The organism is Marinobacter sp. NFXS9, from assembly GCF_040148665.1.
GTDB lineage: Bacteria > Pseudomonadota > Gammaproteobacteria > Pseudomonadales > Oleiphilaceae > Marinobacter_A > Marinobacter_A mangrovi.
The window spans coordinates 77,063-103,028 of sequence record NZ_JAGDDW010000018.1 but is presented as its reverse complement, the minus strand read 5'-3'; the positions used below and the strand labels follow the sequence as shown (position 1 = coordinate 103,028).

The window sequence follows — 25,966 nt, the reverse complement described above, 5'->3', positions numbered from 1 at the left end:
AAAACTTTGCCAGTTACGACCGCCAAATTGTAACAACATGTATCCGAGACCCGGCATCCAGAACCGTCGATAACCATGATAGACCGCCTGGCCCTCTAGCCGCACTCTCGGTCGGCTCTCGTGGTTCGCACTTGCCCCAACCTATTGACGCCACAGATTATTCACGATCTTCAGCGAAGCGCCCTTAACGCAGAACACCGCCGGCTTCTCGCGAAGGCGGCGGTGCTGAAATTCCGTTACTCGTGACCGGATTGAGAGGCGGCAAGCGCCTACACTTCGATGTTGAATAACGTCAGCGGTTCATCCTGCTGCAAATTTTCGGCCAACCTCAAAGCCACGTCATCCGGAATCTGCCGAATCACTTTTTCCGTTTGTTGGTCCACCACGCGCACGATCGTCTTGCCGGAATCATTATCGACCTCAAACTGCAGGTCTCGCTGAACGGTCTGGACAAAATCGTTGAGGCGGGAAACGGCTTGATCAAGAGATTCCTTCTGGGCTTCCTCCTGCTTTTCCATCCGCTGCACCTTTGTAGGCTGCTGCGACTGGTCGAGCGACACAACATTGGAGGCATCCTGAGCTCGAGCGGAAGGCTTGTTTCCTTCTGCCTGAGGTGACGCAGACGCCCGAGCCGGAGCTTGCTCACTGGAGCGAACCAGCTTCAAATCCGGGCTGTTCAGGTTTACGTCAGTCATAGCTCACCTCGCTATCCTCATACGGCGTAAAGCCGGCCCCCGAGGGGACCGGCCGTTACCGTGCTATCCCTGTTACTGCAGGAGGGACAGGACCTGCTGCGGGCGGGCGTTAGCCTGCGCCAGGACAGAGATACCAGCCTGCTGGAGGACCTGGGACTTGGACAGCTTCGCGGTTTCAGCGGCGAAGTCCGCGTCCAGGATCCGGCTTTGCGCAGCGGACAGGTTTTCAGAAGTGGTCGCAATCGCATCGATGGTCGATGTGAAGCGGTTCTGAATCGCACCCAGGTCAGCGCGCTGGCTGTTGATGGAGGTCAGTGCAGCGTCGATGGTGTCGATCGCAGCGTTCGCACCGTCAGCCGTGGTGATGTCGATCGCTGCGACACTCTGGAGCTGACCGCTTTCGGCACTGCTATCGACGATCTCTGCGTTGTCGCCAACAACGGTGAACGCGGATGACGAGCTGAAATCAACCTGACCTATAACGCGGGTGCTATCCGTACCGCCTGCTGTCAAGCTAGCCGAGCTACTTCCATCGCCAGCTGTAACAGTGACATCAGCGGATACGTTTGCAATCCCAATGTCATCCCCTGCATCACTAGTCAGCAATACGTTTCCGCTATCATCCAATGACGCAGTGATACCAGTTGTCGCAGAAGCATCATTAATAGCCGTTACGAGAGAGCTATTGTCATTTGACTCTACGGTCGCCGAAATCGTTACTGCTGAAGTATTCTCACCAGTCAAATCAAATGAAACTGTCCCAGCTGACAAGCCAGAAATTGTTGCTTCGGTATGGGCATCTGCCGAAACGCCAGTTTTCGATGTCAGCTCGTTAACAGCACTTGCTATATCACTAGCTGTTGCATTGTTGCTGTATGAAGCTGCTTCGGTTGCGCCATTACCGGAAATCGTAATATTTGCGCCTGTAACACCATTGCCCGTAGGAAGATCGTTCGAAGCAGCTGTCAAATTTCCAGCCAGGGAACCGTTGTCAGTATTAGCAGTGTAGTTACCAATATCGGTAGCGCGAGCACTACCAAGCGTTACATTAATTGTCTGATTAGCATTCGCGCCAACCTGAAACTGGGAATTTGTAAAATCACCGTTCAGTAGCGTACGACCATTGAAGTTGGTGGTATCCGCAACACGGTTCAGCTCGGCCTGCAGTTGGGTCACCTCGGCCTGCAGCGACTTACGGTCGGTGGAGGAATTGGTGTCGTTGGCAGACTGCACAGACAGCTCACGAATCCGCTGCAGCAGGTCGCCGGCCTGACCCAGGGCGCCCTCTGCGGTTTGCGCCAGGGAGATGCCGTCGTTGGCGTTGCGCTGGGCAACGTTCAGACCACGGATCTGAGAGTCGAAGCGAGAGGAAATGGCCAGGCCCGCGGCATCGTCCTTGGCGGAGTTGATGCGAAGACCAGAAGACAGACGCTCCAGAGCCTGATCCGACAGAGACTGGGATTTGTTCAGGTTGTTCTGAGCGGACAGTGAAGCGACGTTAGTGTTGATACCGAGAGCCATGATGCTTCTCCTATAAAACCTATGTTTCTCTTGGAAGAGGTCTGGCGCCCGTCCTCGTTTGTTTGGGTGCGCCGCCCTGCTGTAGTGCTTAACGGCGACCCTTACGGTTCCTTTAGAAAAAACTTCGGTTTTTATTGTTAAGGATTGTAAAAGCGGCAAAAGCCTGCCTTGCCGCCCCGCCAAAAGCTCGTCACCCACCCCACCCATCACGCAATTGATTAACTATTTTTTTATATTTATTAGTTGGTTATAAACAATAACCAAAAACTGGCATGGCCTTCGCTTTGTGCCGCTCAGGAATGAATTTTTCTGAATAACGGCCGGCAGGGCGTCCTTGTGATCGGGCACTGAGCTACCGGCTTCTCTGAATAAGGAGAGCGATATGCCTCAGATTATCAACACGAACATTGCCTCGCTGAATGCCCAGCGAAACCTGAACACATCACAACGGGATGCCGACACTGCCCTGCAACGCCTGTCTTCGGGCCTTCGCATCAACTCCGCCAAGGACGATGCGGCCGGTCTTGCGATTTCCGAGCGATTCACGTCGCAGATCAAAGGCCTCAACCAGGCTGTGCGCAACGCCAACGACGGCATCTCCCTGGCACAGACGGCCGAGGGCGCCCTCGACGAATCCGGCGAAATCCTGCAGCGGATCCGTGAGCTGTCTGTTCAATCTGCCAACTCCACCAACTCCGCTTCGGATCGCGCGGCCCTGCAGAGCGAAGTCAACCAGTTGAAGCAGGAGCTGCAGCGCGTGGCTGAGACCACCGAGTTCAACGGCCTGAAACTCCTCGACGGGTCTTTCCAGGCTCAGACCTTCCAGGTGGGTGCGAACGAAAATCAGAACATCTCGGTATCGGTCACAGGCGCGACCAACGATGATCTCGGCAACTATTCCGTGAAAAGTGTAAACAGCCAGGACAACCTGGGTTCTGGCTCACCTTCAACCGCAGCCGGCAACCTGACCACGGCAAACCACCCGGTCGCCTCACAGAACCTGACCGTCGCAAGTGCGCTGGACCAGATCGACATCCCCATTTCAGCGGGTGCTTCAGCGGCTGAGATTGCTGCACTGGTAAATAAAGAAGAAGAACGCACCGGCGTCACAGCCACCGCCCGTACAGAGACCACTTTAACGACCACCGCGGCGGGCACGGTCACATTCGACCTAAGTTCCGGCGATGAGGTTTCAACTATCTCAGCTTCCATTGACGACCCGAATGATTTGACCGAACTGGCGTCTGTGATTAATAAGGCCGCCGGCCAGACAGGCATCAACGCCAAAGTTGAAGACAACACCATCGTTCTGACACAGGATGCCGGCAAGGACATCCAGATTGAAAATTTTTCGCACAGCGGGCCGGGCAATCTTACAGTTGCCGGTATCACCGGCAGCGGCGCATCAACTAATCTAATTGGTGATGACGGTACCCAGGATTCAGTAGTCGTGACTGGCACGGTGGATTTTTCTTCTTCGGGCGCCTACGCAGTAACCTCCGACATAGATAACTCCAATGGCTCTCTATTTGACGTCACAGGTGGAACTCCTGTTGGCGCTCAGAGAGAAACGGTATCAAGTATCGACATCAGCACCGTCGAAGGTGCCAATGACGCCATATCCATTGTCGACGGCGCATTGTCGGTCGTGAACGGCATCCGGGCGGATCTGGGGGCGGTGCAATCCCGCTTCGAATCCACCATCGCCAACCTGAGTACCACCTCCGAGAACCTGTCGGCCGCCCGCTCTAGGATCCAGGACGCCGACTTTGCCGCCGAGACGGCAGAGCTGGCGCGGACCCAGGTCCTGCAACAGGCGGGCCTGTCCATTCTGGCCCAAGCGAACGCCCGGCCGCAGCAGGTATTGCAGCTGCTGCAGGGCTAAACTAGCCTTTGAGGGTGGCACAGGGGTGCTGCCCTTTTCCGTCCGCTGATTAAGGATCCGATGTGACTATCGCCTCGCTCGAGAAGAAGCTGTTTACCCGTGATGACGCGGGTTTCAAGAAAGACCTGTTCGACATTCTCGATGCGATGGAAAAAGGCCGTCCAGTTCTCGGTGGCGAGCGCATTGCGCCGGAGGGAAAACCGCACTACTCTCCCGGAATTTATCCACTGCATAAAGATGCCAGTTTTTTTGATAACCAGAATGCGACGCAAAGGCTCGCAACTTGTATTACCGGTTTTCTTTGTGCCCCCAAACTTGAGCTGGAAACGCTTGAAGTACGCAAACTGATTTTCTACAAAACGCATTTAACGGACATTTTCTACCTTTCGGATTTCGGCAACCTCGATCACATTATGGACTATCGAGAGCTCTGGTCGCCGAATGGCGGATTCCAGCTCAAGAGCGATGCTGATGTGCTCATGCTGATGATCTGTTGGACGATCAACAGTCAGATGGAGATGCCTTTTGCCACATTGATCGAGAAAATCCCGCAGGAAATTTTTCAGACCCTGACATCCGTTTTCTACCAACTGGAACAAATCCAAACCCTCACAGGTTACGAACAGTTCGACAAAGCACTTTATGCATTCCTTGAGCTACCAAATGGCTTGGATGTGTCCTTATGCTCGGTCATGCTCGTCAATATATGGATGGGCTGTTCCTATTGGGATTTGCCATCACGCCATCGAATCAAACAAAAAATTAACCGGCTCTTTCGGCACGCCTATCCCGATATTCCTGAGGTGAAAACACACTCCGTTGGCAGAAAGCCGAGAGTGGCCGTCCTTCTTGAAAAGTACCGATCTGACCATGCGATGTATCGCTGCTACCATGCACATCTGCTGAACCTTAAAACCGAATTTCACACCTGCCTTTTCGCCGACCAGCGGGATTTGGACGGAGTCAGCTGTCGGGACGGCGAGCAAACCATTACCTTCGACGCGGCCAAAGAGAGTCTCCAGTCGATTGCTAGAAAAGTGTCTGAGTTCAAACCTGACGTCGTGCTTTATCCTTCTCTAGGGATGAGTGTTTGGACCGTGATTCTATCTAATTTTCGCCTCGCTCCACTCCAGGTAATGAGCTATGGCCATCCGGCATCCGCCTTCAGCGAAGTCATCGACTACGGTTTATTGGTAGGTCTTGAACCAGGACCTGGCTATCAGGCCCTCTGTCAGGAGAAGGTTATTTCCTTCAATCTGGATTACGGACAGGACATTGAGTTGCATCCCAAGACTGACTTCACCCTCAGCTCGCCCGCTGTTCCTGCCGGTGACGAACCGGTGAGAATCGCGATCAACAGCTCGCTGATGAAGATCAGTGATCGCGTATTGCAGGCGTGCAAGCTGATACTGAAAAACTCCTCAAGACCAGTTGAATTCGATTTCTTCCCAAGTCACGAGAGAGCCTTCAAACTTCTGGCACTGGAGAAAAAAATCACGATGACCCTTGGCCATGGCCATCGAATTCACGGCCCCCAAGAGTACCGGATCTATCAACATCTCCTGGCCTCATGTCATTTCGCAATAGGGACTTTCCCGTTTGGCGGAACTAACACCAACATCGACTCCATTCTGTTGGGCCAGCCCAAGCTTTACCTGCAAGGGGGGGACGAGCTCGCCGAGAAAACCGATTATTCGACGTTCCTGAGGTTCGACGACAACGGCGGCTTTGCCTACAAGTCAGAACTGGAACTCGTCGCGGCGGCCATTATCTGGATTCATAATCCTCAAGAGCATGCCGCGGCTGTCGCAAACGTCCAGAGGATGCGCGAACGTCTGCTCCAGCGACTGTCGACCTCCAGCACATCTCCTGAACCAACGGAGCACTATTTCACCCGTGGTATCAGGAAAATAGTGGACGAACGCGGCCATAACCGAACCGAGCACTAACCGAAACACATTAAGGACGCAGAGGAGGCCCGGACAAATCACCGGGGCCGACCATTAAGACTTGCCGTCACCTCTCCGGCAGACCAAGAAGATGCTCGCACAGAGTTCCGGATAAACCTGGCCCAGCTTGTAGCAACCTTCCAGATACTCCTTGCTCACGATATCCGTGGCCAGAATGCGATCCCATTGAAAGTTTGCCAGCGCCTTGAAGAAAATACCGGAGCGATGGATAACCTCAAGTCCTGCCTGCGCGGCATCCCGTTCCAGAGTATCAAGGGTGTAAGTACAGCGATGCCCATGTTTCTGTTCTGAAGGCGTCACTGCGGTATTGTGAGAAATCAGTCCCATCTTGACTGCAATCTGACGTGATGGTGCGTCGGCATTCGGGCAAGCCAGGAAAAGCAGCCCATCATCCGAAAGCCATTCTTCGTTTACCCGCCGAAGGGTTGCTACCGGGTCGTCGAGGTGCTCAAGGACGTGAGTCAGAACAATGTTGTCGAATCGATCATTAAGCTGCACCTCTTCAAAGGACGCATTGACCAATTTTACGTGCGAAGGAACACGTTTTCTGGCTTCGTTAACGGCAACGGCCGATCCTTCCACGCAGGTGATATCCAGGAAACGCTCTGCAAGTCGCAGGGTGAAGTCGCCGCAGAAACTCCCCAACTCAAGCAGACTACCGGAACGAATAAAAGGCTCAAATGATCTGAGCATAAAAGGGTGCATGACATCAAAATCGAAGCCATACGCGTACTTGTGGTTAGAAGTATCTTTTATCTCTTCGTCAAACTCACGTTGACCTGACATATATTCAGCCCTCAAAGAATCCGTTGCAAGAGAAGGTTCGTTCCAGTTTCACTGACCACCGTAAACCCTTTCTGCAGATACAGTCGTCGCGCATCGACGTTCCGCCGATCCACCTCCAGCTCAACCTGACGCAGGCTCGTCTCCTGCGCATAGCCCACGCCGATATCGATAAGCTTCGATGCGATACCTTGCCCGCGGAGATGAATCGCTACGCTGACACTAGAAATAAACGCCTTTCCCAAGGTCTCATCGTTGCAATACATGGCAACCAATGCGGCCAACTCCCCCTCGTACCAAGCTTCAAACCGCTGTGCATGATTAACCAGTTTCAACGCATAGTCTTCAATGCGAACCCGTTCGCTCAAGGGTGGGACGAATTCTGCATCGCAATTTTTCAGGTGGATCTCCACCTCATTCACCGAGGCCAGGTTTCGCTGGTATGTCACCATCGTCAATCGTTTTCCAGAACAGCCAAGCCGAAACCATATCGCCCGAACTGGTTACCGTTATAGAGCAGGTAGACCTGTCCTTCGCACTCAAAGACATGAGGATAGCAAAGCATTTCCGAGTCCCAGCCGTCATCGCTTACATCGATTCCAGGATCGGCATCGTCCCGGTGCCAGTTCTTGAGGTCCGCTGACCAGGCATGCCCAATACGGTAAGCCCGTTCGGTATTAGTTCGAAAATCCAACGATTCTCGATAACAGAAAAACATGTGGTATCGGTCATCGATCCTGATAACCGACGGCAGAGCCTGGCTTTCCCGTTCCCCTAGGCGATCGCTGATGATCCGCCTCGCCTCTTCCTTTTCCCAGACAATGCCGTCGTCTGACGTCGCATGCCCGATCTTGTAAGTACGCTCCGGCGCGGCACCGGTGCCAGGCTCGATCCAGTCCGTTCCAAACATGTACCACATGTGAAATTGACCGTTATAATGCCGGACAAAGGCGTCTCCTACGAGGTATGGCTCATGCAGACTGCTCGTCATGACCGGACCGTCGCCATATCGCTGGAACGTCTCCCCCCCATCGGTACTGATCACCAGACCGACTGACGTCTCTACCGGCACAGACACACGGCGACTCCAGCCACAGGTATAGCCCAAAACGCGACCTCGGAAAGGCAGCACATTCAATGGAAAAATGCCATGTTCGTCGAAGGTACCCAGGCCGCCAAGAGGCAACACGGTTTCCTCCGAAACCCTCAGTAAACGTGAAAAATCCTTGGTATAATCGGCGTATGCTATATGGCTCAGATACTGCCCCGCCTCATTCCGCGGCGGCCTGCTGGCAAAGTAGATGCGAACAAACTCGTCAAATATCAAAGCCTGGGGCGATTGAGCGTATTCCACACAATCATTCGGAAGCGGATGCTCAATCGGATCGAAGATCTTGCCTAACTTCTTCCACTTCATGTGCGGTCCTACGTTAGTTGGCCCTGAAGCTGAGCCAGGCCGAAACCTTCCCGGCCCACGTCATTCCCCAGATACAGCATCCACGTGTTGCCATCGAGATGAAAGACATGGGGATAGGCAAGCATCTGTGAATCCCAGCCGCTGTCGGAAAGTGCTATGCCGGCCTTTTTATCGTCCCGATGCCAGTGAAGCAGGTCGGAGCTGGATGCGTATCCGATGCGATAGCCTTTTTCCTTGCCCCGGTAACCACTGCTGTAACGAAAGCAAAAAAACATGTGGTATCGGCCATTGGCATGGATAACATCCGGACTGGCCTGCGCTTCGTCCTCTTCTATACGACTTTCAATCAGATCCCTGTTTTCTCGTTTCCAGGCCAAACCATCTTCGGAGCTTGCCATGCGGATTTTATAGACCGGCTCGGGGCGACCATCGACAAGTTTCCATTTTCGCCCCGCGATGTACCACAGGTACCAAATCCCGTTAAAACGCCGGATTTTGGGTCCGCTCAAAACAAACGGTTCGTCAGGGCTGTAAGACAACACAGGCCCCGGCCCTGCACGGACAAAACTCTTGCCCTCGTCATCGCTGCTCGCCACACCGATCGCAACGTTGAACGGCACCGAGGCGCAGCGGGTCCAACCACCATAGTAAGCGACGATGCGGGATCCGTCCCGGATGGCCGAGAAAGGATACGTCCCGAATTCATCGAAAGCTCCCCTCTGGCCCAGCCTTAAAACGGGTTGCTCCGCGACCCGGATGACATTGAGAAGATTGTTCCTGTCCAGATCCACATAGGCCGAGTAGCTGACGTACTGACCCGAAGCTTCTATAGGAGGGCGGCACGAGAAATAGACCCTGACAAAATTATCAAACACCAGAGTCGCTGGCGCCTGGGCAAATTCGCTCAGCCATTGGCGACTGTCAATATCCTGTGGAGTAAAGACCTTTCCCAGTTTTTTCCAATGGAACATGCATCTATACCAAATCGTAGCCTGTGTAGACGTAGTGACTGACAGATTCCGGGGCGTTGTGCATCAGCACATCCACGATGGATAACCAAGGTACGAACTCGTTATCGCCCTGGACATATTCCTGGTATCTCGACTGAATAAATCGGAGAGAAATCCGGTGAGAGGCGAAATCCTGCTTGGAATACAAAGCCTGACCGCCGATGGGATTGATGTATTCACTCGCACCTCTGGCCTTACAAATCCCGATGACGCGGTCCTCTCCCCTCAACGCTTCGTCTAAGGGAATACTTGAAGACACCGTAATTGGCGTGTCGATCCCGATATAGTCCGCCACGAGGCGCACAGCGTTCAGGATGAATTCAAACAGGTTTCTATGTTCAAAACTCACGATTTTTTCCAGCATCGGAAACACATGCTCGAAATAAGGAGCCTTTCGATAGGCGCCAAGAAACTGATTAAGGAATTTATCGGCACTAAATTCGCCAGCCAATTTCCGCTCACCGATTGTGAGCTTATCCGAGTCCTTCGCAAGAGGAAGGGAAAACGTCATCGCCTTCCCAGAAACCAGAATCCGGTTGCGATTAATCCAACCTTTCTTCGTATACTTCACGTTGTCGTAGATAACGAACTCATCTACGGCAGCGAGGAGCTGAAAGTAACCCACGTAGGGGAGGAAATAGGGTTGCATGATGGCTAGCCTCATTAGCATGCTCTCCCCAGAGCAAGAGTGCCCTCCATATCATCATCCGCATCAGCCACTATCGTGACAGGATAAATTTCACTATTGATCTTGATCCCCCTTTCCCCATCTGCATCAATAAAGCTCTTTCTATTATCGAAGGGAAATTCAGAAAGCTCTTTCCTCGGGCATCAGCTGATACTTCATAGCCCACTTGAACGCCATAATGCTGATGACGCTCCAACCTTCGGAAACCGATCACCATTTTTTCAAACACCATGTCGTGACAGTACTTCCAGTCGTCCATCCCGCATTGAACACCGATATATCTTTAGGATTCGACTTACTGGTATCCGAACAAGCGCATAAAGTCGCTACACTCCGATTCCGCTTGACGAATCTCGTCCGCCGTCAACACGGAGGTATACCTGGCAACCGAGCTATCATTGACATTGCGAGAGAATTGCTCAGTACTCCATGCCTCATATTTCGCTCGCTGGTCCACCTCCCTGGCAATAGAGTTGACCAGATCAAGTCCAAAGCTCTCTTTAGCCTTTAATATAAAGGCATCAACGTCCGCGACCAGGTCCTCGTACTTCACCGTCATCAGAGACTGGCGGAACACCTGATCACCAGAATTCATGCTGGGCGCATAAAACGACTTCAGATGATTGCTCATCTGCTTGATATTGCGGTCCTGAAAGAAATGTTTCAGCCCCTGTGTTTGGAGCTTTTCACCGACTTCAACCATGGACGCAATAATGTCTCGTGGATCCCGGGCGATGAGAACAAAAGCAGCTTCGGGTAGCAACTGATGCAGTTCGGGGAAATACATTGTGAGGTGGGGTTCTTTGGTCACGAGGGTATCGATCGGCTGAGATCGATTGGGGTTTTGCAAATCCGCAACATTGAGAAGCACCGATTCAACCAGGGTTCGGTTGAATCGCTGGAAAAAAGCCAGGTCGCCAAAATAATCACGGGTATCGTTCTCGAAATCGTCACGACCGAATTTGTAGGCCGCCATTAACGTACGCAGATAACTGGCTTCCCTGACCACGTCATTAGCGGTCGGATGAGAGCACAGAAGCCGTAGCAGCATCGATGTGCCCGAACGCTGACTACCGCCCACAAATAAATAACGCACGTTATGAAACCTCCCTCATTGATTTGACAACAATATCCGCAATACGGCGAACATCCGGATCAGACAAATCCGAATAAATCGGCAGGCAAAGAATTCGATCCGATGCCTCTTGAGCCAGACAGGATGCTTGTTCAGTGTAGAGTGATGTGGAATCCAGTGATGGAGAAAAATAGGCTCTGCCTTCGATCGATTCCCGCTTCAGGCATCCGAGCACATGATCCCTCACCTCACGATTGGTAAGAAGGATCGGCAAATATGCGCCGTTTTCGGAGGTCTGAGGCCGGCGCATGGGCATCTCTACATACCCCTCCAGTTTGTGTCGATAAAGTGCCAGAATATCGACTCGGCGGGCAATCACACTGCCAACATCATCCAGGACCGCCAGCCCCATCGCCGCGTGCAGCTCACTCATTTTGGCATTGATTCCGACACAAGAGGGAACGCCATCCACCAATCCAAAATTGATTAGCTTCCGAGCATATTCAAGATCGGATTCACGCCTGAATACGATTGCGCCACCCTCGCCCGTGTAGAATAGCTTCGTCGCGTGAAAGCTGAGCGTCGTGGCATCCCCCCATTCAAGCAGGCTTCGCTCTTTATACGTCACACCGAAAGCATGGGAGCCGTCATAGACGACCTTGAGCCCCCTATCTTCCGCCAGAACCTGGAATGCCTCGACGTCACAGGGATTGCCATAGGTATGGACCGGCACCAATGCAGACACCGAGGAGTCAATGCATCGCGCTGCCGCCGTCGGATCCAGGTTCAGTGTCCGGGGATTTATCCCGGCGTAAACAGGCTGCACACCTTGCCAGGCAAGAGACGAGCTGGTAGCCGGAAAAGTAAAGGGCGTGGTAATAGCGGCTCCCCGAACACCAAGTGCAGCATAAGCGACCTGCAACGCCAGAGTGCCGTTCGCAACCAGCAAAAGATGGCTCACCCCAAGATATCGCTTCAGCCTTTCGGTGAGTTCCTGAACAAGCGGACCATTATTCGTGAGCAAGCCTGAAGTATAAATGCGATCAATATAGGCATCGACGCACTCTCGCGGTGGCAAATGAGGTTTAGTGACAGGAATCATATTCATCCACCAGATTTAGAACGTATTCCCCGTAGCCATTGTTGGCCTGAAATGAGGGCAACTCGCGAATATCCGTAGCCGACAACCAACCTTCGTCCAGTGCAATCTCTTCAAGACAGGCAATCTTGAAGCCCTGCCGCTTCTCGATCGTCTCCACGAATTGGGCGGCTTCCAGCAAACTTTCGTGCGTTCCCGTATCGAGCCAGGCAAAACCGCGTGTCAGCTTCTCGACAGCGAGTTTTCCACGCTCCAGGTAAACTTGGTTCACTGATGTTATTTCCAGCTCTCCCCGGCCGGAAGGCTTGATTGATCGGGCAATATCGATGACGTCGTTATCGTAGAAATACAGCCCGGTCACCGCGTAGTTGGATTTTGGCCGACATGGCTTCTCTTCCAGAGAGATCGCACGACGATCCCGGTCAAACTCAACCACACCAAATCGCTCCGGATCCCGAACCTGGTAGCCGAAGATTCGAGCGCCTTCTTCTAGCCCCGCCGCTTCCCTCAACTTTGGTGAGAAGCCCTGCCCGTAGAAAATGTTGTCCCCCAGAACCAGGCAAACAGAGTCCTGCCCAATGAATTCTTCGCCAATCAGGAAGGCCTGGGCCAACCCTTCCGGTGCCTGTTGGACGGCGTAGGACAAACGGATCCCAAAGCAGGCACCGTCGCCCAGAATGCGCTCGAAGCTGTCGCTGTCCTCGGGTGTGGTAATAATGAGAATGTCGCGAATGCCCGCCAACATCAGCACTGAGAGCGGGTAATAAATCATAAGCTTGTCGTACACCGGCAGGAGCTGTTTGGATACACCCATGGTGATGGGATAGAGCCGCGTGCCTGAGCCTCCGGCCAGTATGATGCCTTTCATATTATCCCGTACTCCCTGAACCCAACCGGCGCCCATCTGCCCCACTTCCAAACAGCCACGACTGATGGTCGACATACCAGGAGACCGTCTGCTCAATCCCCGTTGCGAAGGGATGCTTCAGGTATTCCCTCGCTGCTTCAAGAAGAACGAACGTTCCAACCACATTGGTTTGCAGGCAGGCTTCCGGGCCATCGATCGAACGATCGACATGGGATTCCGCAGCCAGGTGCATGACGGCATCCGGACGATGCCGTTCGAAGACGCTCGTCACTGCCTCACGGTCGCAGATATCCACCTGTTCGAAATGGTAGCGCGTGTTTGCCCTCACGGCGTCCAGCGCTTCCGGACTGGCTGCGTAGGTCAGCTTGTCCAGATTGATCACTGAAACGTCGGTTTCCTGAATTAAAAACCGGATCAACGCGGAGCCAATAAAGCCCGCCCCTCCGGAAACCAGTACCTTCATATTGTTCTTCAACTCGTTGCGGCAATCCTGAGCATAGTGGAGCAACATCCATACCGAAACTGATCTGGCCGTTTTATTTGTTACAAAGTCTTTTAAAACAGCAGATTGTAGAAATTATCGACAGGTTGGCACAGCTTTCGCTCCAAACACCTCAACATCGATTCATCGCCATAAAAGCTGCAGATTCTTGCCGCCTCTCCTCAAAAAGCGGCCAGAACGATCACGAGGTGAAACATGCAGGCACAACACCAACCCCAAGTCGCTTCGCGCAACCAGGCGACCATTGCGCGTCTGTTGCTGGCCGCCAACAGCGCCTACGGCGAGTCCAACCGACCGGACAACAGCTACACCCAGCGCGTGGAAGCCCGGGCTGAGAGTCGGCAATTGCTGGCCCAGGTGATGGAGCTCAGCCGCGAGAACGCGGCGGCGTGGGGCCTATTGGGGCGACTGGAAATGGACGACGGCAACCTGGATACCGCCAGGGCCCTGTTCGAACGCAGCCTCGACATCAATCCGGATCAACCCCAGCAATATACCAACCTCGGTTACTGGGCCCTGGCCTGCGAACGTCCTGCCCTCGCTGAACAGTATTTCCAGGAAGCCCTGCAACGGGACCGGCAGTCTGCCGCCGCTTTCTGTGGGATCGCCCACGCGAAACGGCGACTGGGTCAGTTCGATGTGGCTTACCTGCATTACCGCAAACTGCTGCAGCTCGACCTGAACTGGCCGTCAGTCTGCGCGGGCATGGTGGCTTGTGCCGGTCATTTGCAGGTCGACCGTGCGGATCAGGAGCTGGCTTACGACGCCATCACGTTGCTCAGCCGGGATGATGTTGCGCACCAGGAGTTGGGTCGTTTCGCAGCAGGTATCCTGTGCCAGCAGTACGATCTGGATAACCCCAATGCGGCGGTCCTGCTCGAAGCCGCCGCCGAAGACGAATTGCTCCTGCTGGCGCTGGAAAAGACCCTGATGCCGGATGCCCGGATTGAAAATCTGGTCACCCTGCTGCGCCATGCGATTCTGGCGGAAGTTGCACAAACCGCGACGCTCCGCGACGGCGTGCACCGGCTTGCGGCCGCCATCGCCCTCTATGCCGACCGGACCGGTTACGCACTGCTGGTCAGCGATGCTGAAGAACGGCTGATCGACGCCATCAACAACAGCATCCGCGCCCAGTTCGCCATGGGCGAGCGTCTGGAAGACATCGCCGGCTCGCTAATGATCAGTGCCCTGTACGGCGCCTTGTTCCATCAATCCTTCGCTGTCGATATCGGCCGCTGGAATTTGACGGAGTGGCCCGTCGGCCTGCAACCCCTGATGGCGGCCAGCTACTACAACCGCGCGATGGAAGAAGCCATCAAACAGCCTTTTGAAGAGAAAGCTGCGGAGCTGACACTTGAGCGAGCCGATGTGCCGCAAGCCTGGCCCACGTGGCAGACACTGTCCCACCACAGCGAAAGCAGCCTGAAAGCAGTGATGAAAGCGAAGCTGGGCCTGAACACCGACTCGATGCCGGATACCCTGCGCATCATGGTGTGTGGCGCCGAGTCCGGGCAGCGGGCCCTTGAGCTCGCCGCCTCCCTGAGCGACGTCGAAATCGTGGCGGTGGACGAGTCTCTCCCGAACATCGCTCGTGCCAGCCGGACCGCCCAGGAAATGGGACTGAACCACATTGTGTTCTGGCCCTGGTCGCTGGCCAGCCAGTTCATTGCGGATGGCAACCAGGTGCACTGGCTTGAAATCGGTCGTCTCCCTTCGGAACAGATGAGCCCGCTGTCACTGGCCCAACTGGTCGATCAGGCCAGCGGCCAGGGCGCTGTTGTCCACTTGCACACGCGAATTGAAGGCGACTCGGAAGCCGACAGCCATATCCGTCAGCTTATCCGCCAACATGAGCTGCCGGAAACCCGCGCGTCACTGCGTCGACTCCGGCGCATGATCATCAATAACGCTCAGGATCCGGAACTTGGGGCGTTGCTTCGCGAAGATGATTTCTATGGTGCGGGGGGCTGCCACAATCGGTGGTTCCGTCCCCAGGACAAAACCCAGCTGGCGGGTCTGATCAACCTGCTGAGCAATGAAGTGAACTGGAAGCTCGTCCGGGCCCAGGACAGCGACGGTCACAGCCTCGCCCTGGCGCCGGTGCAGAAGCAGCTTCAGGCGGAAGCAACAGGCAGCAACGTGCAAAGCGTTCAGGGCCAGCCGCTGACGCTGTACTTCATGAAGCGGCGTTAGTCCTCATTAAGCCACCCGCGTCGGGCCAGCCGATCGCGGGTGGCTGATAACCTTCCCGATCAACTACCCCGACTCTCGAGAAAACGCTGCCAGTCCGCCACATCATCCACATCCCACCGATGGGCCAGCTGCCGGACCACAAAGTCCGCTTCAGTCAACGCCTGGACGGTTTGCTCGAGTGCTCTCGAAGTGCCCCACTCGATACCGGTCAACGCATCCCCAAGATCACAGCGGGTACCGATCAAGACAAAACCGCCATCGTCGGACGGTCCCAGAACTACATCCGCCTCGGCCAGCGCGCCAAACGCCTGATTGACATAGTCCGGGTCAACCGACGGGCAATCACTGCCGACAATCACCGCCTTCGGCGAGTTTTCCAGAGCGGTGCCCAGCGCATGGGCCATGCGCGCGCCGAGATCCGCGCCTTTCTGGCTGAACTGGGGAATCGCCAAATGGCTCAGCTGAGTCAGAAGCTTATCGGCGTGGACCTGCACTCCAGGTGGCCGGGGCCTGTCCCACCAGAATGAGAGCGGGTAAGCCGTTGCCGAAAGTGAATGGAGTACCGCAGTCGTCAGAACCAAGTGCGCTTCAAGGGCTTTCTCGTCGCCAATGCCGGCCGCCAGCCGGGTCTTGACCTGCCCCGGCTCTGGCCACTTGGCAAACTGGATCAGCACGCCATCGGACAACTCACTCGGATTTGGTGCGTGCATCGGGGTAATAGACCTGAGCCAGCTTGAGCGGGTCTTCGCCCCGCCAGTAGCGCCAGCGTAATTGCCACATCAGCAGGATGGTTTTGAGGACGCCCTGTCGCTCCCACCGACGGCTGTCGGTGGTTACCCGGGAATGGATGCAGTAAGGACGGGAAAGCGCCAACAAGCGTCGGCTGAGGGCGATGTCTTCCATCAACGGCAGCGCTTCAAAACCGCCCACCTCCTGGAAAATCACACGCCGCGCGAACATGGCCTGATCGCCGGTAGCAATGCCGGTGATGCGTGAGCGCTGATTCATGAACCAGCCAATCACCCGGAAGATCAAGCTCTCCCCGGACAAACGCACGTCGAACCGCCCCCAGGCCGCGGGGCTATCAACAAACTGTTGCAACTGCGGCAGGGCATCCAGGGGCAGTCTGGAATCCGCATGCAGGAAGACCAGCACCTCGCCGCCCGCCAGGGCAGCGCCCGTATTCATCTGGTTGGCTCGCCCACGCGGTGCCGAGACCAGCTGATCGCAAAGCGGCTCCGCGAGATCTCGCGTGGCATCACTGCTGCCGCCATCCACCACGATCACCTCATGGCCCTGATCGCGCCAGCCCTGCAACTCATTCAACGCCACGACAATGCCCTCGGCCTCGTTCAGGACAGGCAGGACAAAGGAAACATGCAGGGGTACCGTACCCAAGGAAAACTCCGTGACATTGCACAGGAAATGACGCTATTAAATTAACAGGTCCAGTCCCCTGCAGCCAAGCGTGAAAGACGACGTCGGCAACCCGGTAGAGGCCTCTTATGCTCGCAGGTTGAGCCCGGCGCACCCCATGGGTATGATACCGGACCCGCGCGCCCCCGTAGCTCATCTGGATAGAGCGGTCCCCTCCTAAGGGACAGGTAGCAGGTTCGAGTCCTGCCGGGGGCACCATTGAAAAATACCATGACGTTTCCCACCGTTTCAAAACCCCTTTAAATACAGAGCGTTCCGGATATTCGGTTGTATTGGAGCGTCTAGGAACAACCTGAAACCATATTGAAGAACCCGCACCTTGCGGGTACTTTTGCGGGTACCAACTGATTTTTCAGGAAACCGGTACCCACAATGGCGCGACAACTGAACAAGCTCACAGACAGGGCAATTCGATCTGCTACGGCTGACGGTCAGCAACGCCGAAAGCTGGCGGATGGAGGCGGCCTGACTCTGGTCGTCAAACCCACCTCTAAGGTCTGGTGGCTCCGGTACCGCCTGGCCGGCAAAGAAAAGACCCTGAGCCTGGGCAGCTACCCGGAAGTCAGCCTGAAGCAGGCAAGGGCCGCCCGCGATGATGCCCGCGCCCTGCTCGAGGAAGGGAAGGATCCTGTCACCTACCGTAAGGTGGAAAACACGAAGCGCCAGGTAGCCGCCGAGAACACGTTCAAGGCGGTCGCTGAAGACTGGCTGGAGCTCCAGGACAACCAACTGTCCGCCAGCACCATTGAAGTCACCCGCCGCCGCCTGAACGCCTGGATTCACCCTCACATCGGCCACCTGCCCATCACCGACATTGAGCCGCCGCTGGTCCTGGAAGTGCTCCGGAAGATCGAAGCGAAGGGCAAGCACGAAACCGCCCACCGACTCCGCCAGCGAATCAGTCAAATTTACCGCTACGCGATCGGAGAGGGCCGAGCCGCCCGGGATCCTGCCGGAGACCTCCGGGGGCTGCTGAAGTCGGTACCCACAACGAACCGCGCCGCCATCGTGAAGCCGGACGAACTCGGCGCCCTGCTGAACGCCATCGAGGGGTACCCCGGGCAGCCGACCACCTGCGCCGCCCTGGCGCTCGCCCCTATGTTGTTCCTACGACCCGGGGAGCTCCGACACGCCGAATGGTCAGAGATCGACCTGAAGGCCAAAGTCTGGACCATCCCCGGCCGCCGCATGAAGGGCACCATGGCAGCCAAGCGGGCGGGCCAGGTACCAGACCACATTGTTCCCCTACCCTGGCAGGCGGTGGACATTCTGAAACCGCTGCAGGCCGTCACAGGCCACCGTCCCTACGTGTTCGAAAGCCTGCGCCCCGGCCGTCCTCTGTCCGAGAACACGGTAAACAACGCACTCAGAGGATTGGGATTCGGCAAGGACCAGATTTGCGGTCATGGCTTTCGGGCAACGGCCAGTACCTTGTTGCATGAATTTGGGTGGCCTCCCGAGGTAATCGAGTTGCAGCTGGCCCACCGCCAGCGCAACCAGGTGGCCGCTGCCTACAACCGGTCCGCCCGGCTCGATGAGCGAAAGCGCATGCTGCAGGCCTGGGCCGATTACCTGGATAGCCTGAAGAACGGAAAAACCAACGTCGTACCGATTCAACACGCCAACTGAGCAAAGAAAGGAGCAATCCAATGCCCGAGCATCAGAATGCAACCGCAGACCGTCCAATTCATCAGATTGATGTCATTGACAGAGCCACCACCCAGCTTTACGCGCTGACTGACATGCTATCTCTATATCTTGACAATCAAAAACCTGGCGACGATTCACTTTCATGTGAGTCACTCAGCAATTACGTCTGGCAGATGCAAGAAAATATCGAAAACATAGATGCGGCTGCCAAGCAGTTGTGAATACGGCAATTCCGAAAAATGACCAAGCACTGCACACACGGGAGAACCTGAAATGAGCGGTAACGCAGCAACTGAAATCACCAACAAACTGGACGCAGTTGATGTCATCACGAGAGCTTCGAGGCAGCTACAGGCCATGATGGTCATGCTCCAGGCGTATTTTGATAACCAAAACGCCAGCAATCATGAAATCGCACCAGGATTTCTAAGCAACTACGTCTGGCAGATGCAAGAAAATATCGAAAACATAGATGCCGCAACCAAGCACCTATAGCGGTTCATCCAGTTTGGCCATGCCTATCCCGGCCAGGAGAAAAGCGGGCACCCTTCCCGCCTGGCATGGCCTCAAATTAAGGGGCGCTTTAGGGGGCGCGTATGGTGTTACCAGAACAGCAATACTTCACTTTGGCTGAATTGATCGAGCGTTGGAGTACAACAGAGCGCCGAGTTCTTGAGCTGATTCTGAATAGAGAACTTGATGCCGTGGCCTTGGTATCAACGGTGGCCACTTCTACCCGGCAAAGCGAAAACGGCAACACTTCCGAGATTACGACAACCCATCAACTGGAGGTTCGCACCTGGTTCGATCCTGAGCTGCTCTTTTGCTTGTTCAAGGATGGTATCGGAATGCTTTCCGAGTACGTTGAAGATGGAGAATGGATAAGGTTTGCGTCACCGGTAACAATTACCAAAGGTGAGCTACTGGTAACCCGTGAAGAGCTCCAAAGATTCGAGCGGGCTCATTCCGCAAATCAGGAACAACACCCCACCAATGCTGAATCTGAAGATGCCACAACCGCCCCCACTGACTCAGAACTGAAACGCACTCAGCGGACCCTCGCCGCCCTTGTGCTTGGCCTCGCGGAAAAGTACCCAGGGTACCGGGCAGGAGAAAAACCAAACGCCTCACAAATAGCACGCCTTGCAACTGAGCATCTTCGGGATGCCGATAGCGACCGCACCCCTCACGGCTTCAGCGAAACAACAGTCCGGCAAACCATTGCCGCCGCCATCAAAGCCTGCCCCGAACTATCCGAGTGATTTTGACAGCTGTCATTTGGTTTTGACGGCTGTCACCTATCACTCATCCCAAATAGTTTCATTGCTCCTGCAACAACGCGAAACGCAGGAGTTAAAAGTGAATATATCTCAACACATCGAAAGCTCCGACAGCTTGATGACGCTCAGGGAAGTTTCGGGCATCGTGAAGCTATCTCGGACAAGCATCTACCGGAAAGAAAAAACAGGAGACTTCCCCAGGGCTATAAGGCTCGGTGCCCGTGCACTCCGGTGGCGGAAAAGCGATATCCAAGGATGGATTGAAAAGCACGCAGAAGGGGGGTGTTGAAATGGAAAAGACGCCCGCCGCCACAGCAAAGCGCCTTCAGTCACCTCGCCACTATAGAGCACTGATCCGCCTCATGAAAGGCCCGGCCACCGTCCGCCAGCTGATGGACGCCGCCGGCTGCAATGGCGTGCCCCAGATCGTGGCCTGTCTTCGGAGAAAGGGCCTGCTCATCGACGTCCGGGATTGCTCCGGGTTCGATCGAGACGGGCTCACCGTCAGGTACGGCAAGTATGAGCTGAACCCCCAATCCATAGAGCTGGCGGAAGACCTGATTAACAGCTTTTCGCCTGAGGGGGCGTAATGGCCGCGCTCCCCTACATGCAATTCTATGTCGCCGACTACCTGGCCGACACCATGCACCTCACCCTGGAGCAACACGGCGCCTACATGCTGCTGATGATGAACTATTGGCAGACAGGGAAGCCGTTACCAGACGATGACCAGCGCCTGCAGTGCATTTGCAAAGCGAACGCACAGCAGTGGGAGATGCTGCGCCCAGCACTGCTGGAATTCTTCGATGCTCATGACGGCTACTGGCATCACCGCCGGATCGATAGAGACCTGGAAAAGGTGCTCGCCAAGTCGGAATCGGCCCGGAAGGCCGCCCAAAAACGCCATGGGTCACCGAATGATCAGCGGAAGCTGTGCGGACGCAATGCGAACGCACAACGAGCGCAGGTGCGAACAGGTTCCCATACAGATACAGATACAGATACAGATACAGATACAGATACAGAACAGAGAAAGAGTAATGGCACATCGGCGAGCGATGCGCCCACACAATCCGATTCGGATGCTGAGTCGACGGGACAGGCAGGGAAATCCGGTTACCCAGAGGCGTTCGAGCTGGTCTGGAAGAAATACCCCAAGCGACCGGGCAGCAATCCGAAGAACAAGGCCTTCCACGCATGGCGAGCCCGGGTCAAGGAAGGGGCGGACCCGGCGAACATCCTGGCCGGCACCGTCCGCTACGCGAATTACATCCGCGACACCGGCCGGCAGAACACCGAATTCATCATGCAGGCGGTGCGGTTCTTCGGTACGTCGTGCGAATACGAGAACGAGTGGACCCCGCCGGAAGACCCGGCCCCTGGATCAGGGTCACCGCACAACGGATTCGGGAAGATCGATTACAACGACGGCGTGAAGCAGGGGGTGCCAGATGGCCAGACCAACTTCTGAATCCTACTGGGCGCCGCTGGCGGCCTTCACCGGCAACCACCGACCGTGCATCGACCCGGACACTGATTGCCTACTGCGCGCCCTGCTGGCGGACCTTCAGAGCACCCGGGACCACTTCGACCGCTTGGAGCGCCACCAGGTCATCGACACCCTACAGGATGCCGCCGGGCAGGTAGTTCGGATCCTCGAGCGCACGGAGGATCACGGCCATGGGTGATAAATCGAAATACGAAGAGGAGTACCGCGCCCGGGTGAACGAGGCCGTAGAGTTATTTTCGGCCACCTGTAAGGCAGAGGGTTACTTCCAGACCAGCGACCTTCGGGTCAGTGAGCCGACGGCGGCTGCACTCTTGGGGTATGCAGAAGGATCCTTGAGAAATCTACGGACAATGGGCGCCTCACCGCCATTCTACAAGCGGGCGGCCGGCGACAGCTCAAGGATAAGCTACCGCCTACGGGATCTGGCTGAATGGATCGAAATTCGGCGTGATGACGCTGTCTTTTCACGTAAGTCCACATAACGGGATGGTTCGCGTCGGCGCCTTTGCCGACCATGGAATCACATTATTCAGTGAGGAAATATCATGAGACTTACACCCGTCTTCATGCTGGCGGTAATCGCTATCGCGGCAGCTATCCCGGCTGCGCTGGGAATCTCTATCAACTCGGTCGCGCTGTCTGCTGCCGTTGTTGTGGGATTTGCGCTCCTGATTGAGCGCGGCGTACCTGCAGGCTATTCAGCCTTCGGTCAAGCCGGTCAAGTCGGTGACCGTTCGGTCAACGTTGAGCAGGAATACAAGCGTGTCCAAAACGACCTACATGAAGTGGGCGCCGATCTGAAGGCTTACGCCAAAGACACGAAAGAGGGAATGAGTGACCTGTCAGCACGCGTTTTGGCCGTTGAACAGGAATTGGTCGGCGGTAAACATGGAAACAAGTTTGCAGGTCTGGCCGGCCCCATGCAGACCGTTGGCTCTATGGCAACCCAAAACCTGGAAGATAACCAAGCCTTCACTTCTCTGAAGGAATGGAACATCGGAACCTGCCGAATCAAACTCCAGGCACCTATCAAAGCCGCACTGACAAATGACCAAGGCGAATCCGGCAACTACATGCCCAGCGATCCGGAACGCGGCGCCATCGTCACGGAAGCTAAACGCCCTCTTCGTCTGCTGGATGTAATGCCGAGCCGCCCAACCACCAGCGACTCCGTTGAATTCGTCCAGATGAACAGCGATGGCGAAGCAGGCGAGCAGGTATTGGAAGGCGACGAAAAGGCCTCCATCGAATTGGACGGTGAGCTCAAGAAATCAGAGATCGTAACCATCGCCGCACACACAACCGCTTCTCGCCAGGTGCTGAGCGACCACTCTGCACTGCAGGCGGCCATCGACCGAATGATTCGGTACAAGCTGCTCTCAAAGCTGGAACAGCGGATCATCAACGGCACTGGCGGACAGGGCCACATTGACGGCCTCATCAACCAGGGGGCACAGTTCATTCCCACCATCGGCCAAACTCGCGCCGACATTATCGGTGAAGCGCTGGTCCGGCAGGCGGACAACGGCTATATGCCGAATCTGATTCTGATGAACAGCCTGGACTGGTTCAAAATTCAGATCACAAAATCCACTACAGACGAAGAATACATGTTTGGCTCACCGACTATGCCGGTCCCGCCCTCCCTGTGGAATGCCTCCGTAGTGGCTTCTCCCAGTGTTCCTGAAGGAACCGCACTCACCATCGACACATCATTTACTACGGTTCTGGACCGTGAAGCACCGAGCGTCATGCTCAGCAACAGTCACAAGGACTACTTCACCCGCAACCTGGTTGCCATCCTTGGTGAGCTGCGCGCCGGCCTGGAAATTTTGGACGCCTTCGCGGTTTACAAAATGGACCTATCACCGTCGTCAGGCGCGTAAATGAAGCAGAAAGCAAAGAAGCGCATGAGGATCCTGCGCCAGATCAATCAAGCGGCAGAGCGCCGCGAGAACGATCGGCAGCAGGCCCACGAAAAGATTGGGCAGAGGCGACATATCAAGTTGCAGGAACATTGATTCCTGTGCGCAGTGGTTCGCCTCTGTCTGGAGTTAGTTTGCCACTGCGCCGGGTTAGTCAGAGAGTGCCGGACCCCAAAACCCTGACAGCTGGCGGAGCATCCCTCATAGTCCCTCGCGGACTGCTCGCGGCCAGCATTATTCCAACCGCCCTCACCCATTCATACGGAGGCCAGAATGGCCGGCAAAAGCCTCGGAACGCTGACCCTCGACCTGGTAGCCAAAGTCGGCGGCTTTGAAGCCGGCATGGACAAGGCGGGCCGCAAGACGAAGAGCACATCCCGGGAGATCGAGAAGCACATCAAGAGCATCTCGAAAACCATCGCAGGCCTCGGGGTCGCCGCGGCTGGCGGCCTGGTGGCGATGACAACACATCTGGCTGAATCCGCCCGGGAGATCGAGAACTTATCGAAGCTGGCGGACGCCACACCGCAAACCTTCCAACGGATCACCTACGCTGCTCAGCGCTACGGCATTGAGCAGGAAAAGGTGGCCGACATCCTCAAAGACACCAACGACAAGATCGGTGACTTCATCCAGACCGGTGGCGGCCCGCTGGCGGACTTCTTCGAAAACATCGCTCCAATGGTTGGTGTTACTGCTGATGAGTTCGCGCGCCTCTCAGGCCCTGATGCTCTCCAGCTTTATGTGAGCAGCCTGGAAAAGGCCGGAGTTTCCCAGAAGGACATGACGTTCTACATGGAGGCCCTGGCCAGCGACTCCACCAAGTTGCTACCCCTGCTTCGCGACAACGGCAAGGAAATGAAGGCGCTCGGCATCGAGGCCGAGAACACCGGCAACGTCTTCTCGGATCTGGAGTTCGAACAGCTGGCGGAAGTCACCAAGAGCATGGACCAGCTCAAGGCGTCGTTCTCCGGGATGTCGAACGAGGTGGTAATGGCCGCCTTGCCGGCAATCAATGACTTGATCGATTTTCTGTCTGACCCGGAAACCATAGACGCAGCAAAGAGCTTGGGCGGCGCCATCGTTACATCCGTGACCGTAGCCGTGAAGGCCATCCGCGGCGCAGTGGAAATGACCCAACACCTTGCCGAAGAACTGGCCGTTTTTGTGAACGGCATATCCCTGGACGATATCCCGCGCCTGAAAGAGGCCTTGGATGAGCAGGCCGAGCTGGTCGATAAACTGGAAAAGCAGTCGAAGAGGGACACCGGGGATTCGCGATTCTTCGTCCCGAAGAAGCAACTGGAAGAAGAGCGCAAAGAGCTGGAGCGACTGCAGGAGCAATATCAACGAGCCGTAGAACTGAAGAAGCAGAGCGAGAACATCCCGGAAATCCCCTCGACGAACATTCCTGAGATCACCGGGAGCACCGGTGGAGATGGGAACAACGGCGGAAACTCTGGCAGCCTCAAAGGCACTTCCGATGATGCTGATGATGCCGCGGAATCCATGCGTGAACTGGAGAAGGCCCTGGCCGACATGCGGGCAGAGCTGGATCCCGCCATGGCGTCATTCGATCAGTATGCCGACCAAATAGAGCTCATCGACGAATTCAACATTAGCGCTGCGGAGAAGGAGCAACTGCGGCTCAAAGCCTATCAGGACTACCAGGACCGCATGACCGAGATTGCCAAGGAAGGTGAAGAACAACGCGGGGAGATCACAAACGAAGTCAGCCAGAGTTACTGGGATCAATACCTAGAGGCGGTAGAGGTAAACGCCAAAGACTTCGACGACTTGACTTCGAACATGCTGGAAAACCTGACCTCCGGTGTGGGCGATGCCTTTGAGTCGATGATATTCGAAGCCGAATCGTTTGGTGATGCCGTGTACGCAGTGGCGGACGGTATCTCCCGGTCGTTGGTCAACGCGCTTGGTCAGGTTGCGGCACAACTACTCGTGAATGAAGCGATTCAGGCGACCATCGGTGAACAGGGATCCGCCGCCGCAGTCGTTCAAGCTGAAACGACGGGCTCTGCCATCGCATCCGCCTATGCGCCAGCAGCTGCAGCTGCCTCCCTGGCCAGTTTCGGTTCCAATGCGACGGCAGCCATTGCCGGTATTGCTGCCACTACTGCGGCGGCCTATGGCCTGACAGGCATGGCCCATGAAGGCCTCGACTCGGTACCGCAGACCGGCACCTGGCTATTGGAGAAAGGCGAGCGGGTGACCACAGCTCAGACCAGCGCGAAATTGGACAACACCCTGAATCGTGTTCAACAGAACATGAGCTCTGGTGGTTCGGGATCGTCAATCGAAGACAGAATCCGCATAGTGAATATTGAGAGCAACGATGGTGTTGAGAATTTCTGGGGCTCTACGCGGGGCGAGAAACTTTTTGTAAACCATCTGGCTCGAAATAAGCGCACGCTAAAAGCACTGGTCAACCAATGAG

Annotated in this window: 27 protein-coding genes, 1 tRNA gene and 1 pseudogene; 16 read left to right on the top strand and 13 right to left on the bottom strand. The window is 55.5% G+C overall.

What is annotated here, in order from left to right; genetic code table 11:
- Positions 1 to 269: 269 nt before the first annotated feature.
- On the bottom strand, positions 270 to 695 hold the full coding sequence (locus J3364_RS20790; protein ID WP_349560061.1) for a flagellar protein FlaG: 426 nt from the start codon (positions 693 to 695) through the stop codon (positions 270 to 272).
- 72 nt (positions 696 to 767) lie between these two features.
- Positions 768 to 2,216 carry a flagellin N-terminal helical domain-containing protein gene (locus tag J3364_RS20785; protein WP_349560060.1) on the bottom strand — a complete coding sequence of 483 codons (1,449 nt, stop codon included), beginning with the start codon at positions 2,214 to 2,216 and terminating at the stop codon, positions 768 to 770.
- Between the two features lie 382 nt (positions 2,217 to 2,598).
- On the opposite strand from J3364_RS20785, the gene J3364_RS20780 reads away from it, so the two are divergent.
- Positions 2,599 to 4,101 (top strand): flagellin, encoded by a 1,503-nt coding sequence (locus J3364_RS20780; RefSeq protein WP_349560059.1) that lies wholly within the window; start codon positions 2,599 to 2,601, stop codon positions 4,099 to 4,101.
- Positions 4,102 to 4,163: 62 nt separating this feature from the next.
- Entirely contained in the window at positions 4,164 to 6,050 is a 1,887-nt protein-coding gene (locus tag J3364_RS20775) for a hypothetical protein (protein WP_349560058.1), read from the top strand.
- Positions 6,051 to 6,104: 54 nt separating this feature from the next.
- On the opposite strand, the gene J3364_RS20770 is transcribed toward J3364_RS20775, so the two are convergent.
- From J3364_RS20770 to J3364_RS20730, 9 genes and pseudogenes are all read right to left on the bottom strand, one after another.
- Positions 6,105 to 6,857 (bottom strand): class I SAM-dependent methyltransferase, encoded by a 753-nt coding sequence (locus J3364_RS20770; protein ID WP_349560057.1) that lies wholly within the window; start codon positions 6,855 to 6,857, stop codon positions 6,105 to 6,107.
- 11 nt (positions 6,858 to 6,868) lie between these two features.
- Positions 6,869 to 7,306: a GNAT family N-acetyltransferase gene (locus J3364_RS20765; RefSeq protein ID WP_349560070.1), complete on the bottom strand. Its 438-nt coding sequence runs from the start codon at positions 7,304 to 7,306 to the stop codon at positions 6,869 to 6,871.
- A gap of 2 nt (positions 7,307 to 7,308) precedes the next feature.
- On the bottom strand, positions 7,309 to 8,271 hold the full coding sequence (locus tag J3364_RS20760) for a glycoside hydrolase family protein (protein ID WP_349560056.1): 963 nt from the start codon (positions 8,269 to 8,271) through the stop codon (positions 7,309 to 7,311).
- An 8-nt stretch (positions 8,272 to 8,279) separates the two neighbouring features.
- Positions 8,280 to 9,242, bottom strand: a complete 963-nt coding sequence (locus tag J3364_RS20755; RefSeq protein ID WP_349560055.1) for a glycoside hydrolase family protein — start codon at positions 9,240 to 9,242, stop codon at positions 8,280 to 8,282.
- Between the two features lie 4 nt (positions 9,243 to 9,246).
- Complete coding sequence (locus J3364_RS20750; protein ID WP_349560054.1) at positions 9,247 to 9,930, bottom strand: WbqC family protein; 684 nt, start codon at positions 9,928 to 9,930, stop codon at positions 9,247 to 9,249.
- 334 nt (positions 9,931 to 10,264) lie between these two features.
- Positions 10,265 to 11,065: a sulfotransferase family protein gene (locus tag J3364_RS20745; protein WP_349560053.1), complete on the bottom strand. Its 801-nt coding sequence runs from the start codon at positions 11,063 to 11,065 to the stop codon at positions 10,265 to 10,267.
- Position 11,066: 1 nt separating this feature from the next.
- Positions 11,067 to 12,146, bottom strand: a complete 1,080-nt coding sequence (locus J3364_RS20740) for a DegT/DnrJ/EryC1/StrS family aminotransferase (RefSeq protein WP_349560052.1) — start codon at positions 12,144 to 12,146, stop codon at positions 11,067 to 11,069.
- On the bottom strand, positions 12,130 to 13,011 hold the full coding sequence (gene rfbA, locus J3364_RS20735) for a glucose-1-phosphate thymidylyltransferase RfbA (RefSeq protein ID WP_349560069.1): 882 nt from the start codon (positions 13,009 to 13,011) through the stop codon (positions 12,130 to 12,132). The genes J3364_RS20740 and rfbA overlap by 17 nt, the downstream gene beginning before the upstream one ends.
- A 121-nt stretch (positions 13,012 to 13,132) precedes the next feature.
- Positions 13,133 to 13,474: pseudogene (locus tag J3364_RS20730) on the bottom strand (GDP-mannose 4,6-dehydratase); the annotation flags it as partial.
- Positions 13,475 to 13,708: 234 nt separating this feature from the next.
- On the opposite strand from J3364_RS20730, the gene J3364_RS20725 reads away from it, so the two are divergent.
- Positions 13,709 to 15,709 (top strand): tetratricopeptide repeat protein, encoded by a 2,001-nt coding sequence (locus J3364_RS20725; protein ID WP_349560051.1) that lies wholly within the window; start codon positions 13,709 to 13,711, stop codon positions 15,707 to 15,709.
- 59 nt (positions 15,710 to 15,768) lie between these two features.
- Here the strand turns inward: J3364_RS20725 and J3364_RS20720 are convergent, their stop codons facing one another.
- Both J3364_RS20720 and J3364_RS20715 read right to left on the bottom strand, forming a co-directional pair.
- On the bottom strand, positions 15,769 to 16,419 hold the full coding sequence (locus tag J3364_RS20720) for a TIGR04282 family arsenosugar biosynthesis glycosyltransferase (RefSeq protein ID WP_349560050.1): 651 nt from the start codon (positions 16,417 to 16,419) through the stop codon (positions 15,769 to 15,771).
- The gene (locus J3364_RS20715; protein WP_349560049.1) at positions 16,397 to 17,107 is read right to left on the bottom strand and encodes a TIGR04283 family arsenosugar biosynthesis glycosyltransferase; all 711 of its coding nucleotides are present in this window, start codon (positions 17,105 to 17,107) and stop codon (positions 16,397 to 16,399) included. The genes J3364_RS20720 and J3364_RS20715 overlap by 23 nt, the downstream gene beginning before the upstream one ends.
- A gap of 160 nt (positions 17,108 to 17,267) precedes the next feature.
- Between J3364_RS20715 and J3364_RS20710 the strand changes: the two genes are divergently transcribed.
- From J3364_RS20710 to J3364_RS20655, 13 genes are all read left to right on the top strand, one after another.
- Positions 17,268 to 17,344: transfer RNA gene (locus J3364_RS20710), tRNA-Arg, on the top strand.
- A 174-nt stretch (positions 17,345 to 17,518) separates the two neighbouring features.
- Positions 17,519 to 18,775, top strand: a complete 1,257-nt coding sequence (locus J3364_RS20705) for a tyrosine-type recombinase/integrase (protein ID WP_349560048.1) — start codon at positions 17,519 to 17,521, stop codon at positions 18,773 to 18,775.
- Positions 18,776 to 18,795: 20 nt separating this feature from the next.
- Entirely contained in the window at positions 18,796 to 19,017 is a 222-nt protein-coding gene (locus J3364_RS20700; RefSeq protein ID WP_349560047.1) for a hypothetical protein, read from the top strand.
- A 52-nt stretch (positions 19,018 to 19,069) separates the two neighbouring features.
- Positions 19,070 to 19,291: a hypothetical protein gene (locus J3364_RS20695; protein ID WP_349560046.1), complete on the top strand. Its 222-nt coding sequence runs from the start codon at positions 19,070 to 19,072 to the stop codon at positions 19,289 to 19,291.
- A gap of 101 nt (positions 19,292 to 19,392) precedes the next feature.
- The gene (locus J3364_RS20690) at positions 19,393 to 20,058 is read left to right on the top strand and encodes a hypothetical protein (RefSeq protein WP_349560045.1); all 666 of its coding nucleotides are present in this window, start codon (positions 19,393 to 19,395) and stop codon (positions 20,056 to 20,058) included.
- Complete coding sequence (locus tag J3364_RS22630; protein ID WP_502882537.1) at positions 19,961 to 20,365, top strand: helix-turn-helix transcriptional regulator; 405 nt, start codon at positions 19,961 to 19,963, stop codon at positions 20,363 to 20,365. Before J3364_RS20690 ends, J3364_RS22630 begins: the two co-directional genes overlap by 98 nt.
- Position 20,366: 1 nt before the next feature.
- A complete protein-coding gene (locus J3364_RS20685; protein ID WP_349560044.1) occupies positions 20,367 to 20,666 on the top strand; it encodes a hypothetical protein in 300 nt (99 codons plus the stop codon).
- Positions 20,666 to 21,547, top strand: a complete 882-nt coding sequence (locus J3364_RS20680; protein ID WP_349560043.1) for a YdaU family protein — start codon at positions 20,666 to 20,668, stop codon at positions 21,545 to 21,547. The genes J3364_RS20685 and J3364_RS20680 overlap by 1 nt, the downstream gene beginning before the upstream one ends.
- The gene (locus J3364_RS20675; protein WP_349560042.1) at positions 21,528 to 21,764 is read left to right on the top strand and encodes a hypothetical protein; all 237 of its coding nucleotides are present in this window, start codon (positions 21,528 to 21,530) and stop codon (positions 21,762 to 21,764) included. Before J3364_RS20680 ends, J3364_RS20675 begins: the two co-directional genes overlap by 20 nt.
- The gene (locus tag J3364_RS20670) at positions 21,757 to 22,068 is read left to right on the top strand and encodes a hypothetical protein (RefSeq protein WP_349560041.1); all 312 of its coding nucleotides are present in this window, start codon (positions 21,757 to 21,759) and stop codon (positions 22,066 to 22,068) included. The genes J3364_RS20675 and J3364_RS20670 overlap by 8 nt, the downstream gene beginning before the upstream one ends.
- A gap of 63 nt (positions 22,069 to 22,131) precedes the next feature.
- Positions 22,132 to 23,472, top strand: coding sequence for a phage major capsid protein (locus J3364_RS20665; RefSeq protein ID WP_349560040.1), 1,341 nt, complete (start codon positions 22,132 to 22,134; stop codon positions 23,470 to 23,472).
- A complete protein-coding gene (locus tag J3364_RS20660) occupies positions 23,473 to 23,607 on the top strand; it encodes a hypothetical protein (protein ID WP_349560039.1) in 135 nt (44 codons plus the stop codon).
- 177 nt (positions 23,608 to 23,784) lie between these two features.
- The gene (locus J3364_RS20655) at positions 23,785 to 25,965 is read left to right on the top strand and encodes a hypothetical protein (RefSeq protein WP_349560038.1); all 2,181 of its coding nucleotides are present in this window, start codon (positions 23,785 to 23,787) and stop codon (positions 25,963 to 25,965) included.
- Position 25,966 lies beyond the last annotated feature (1 nt).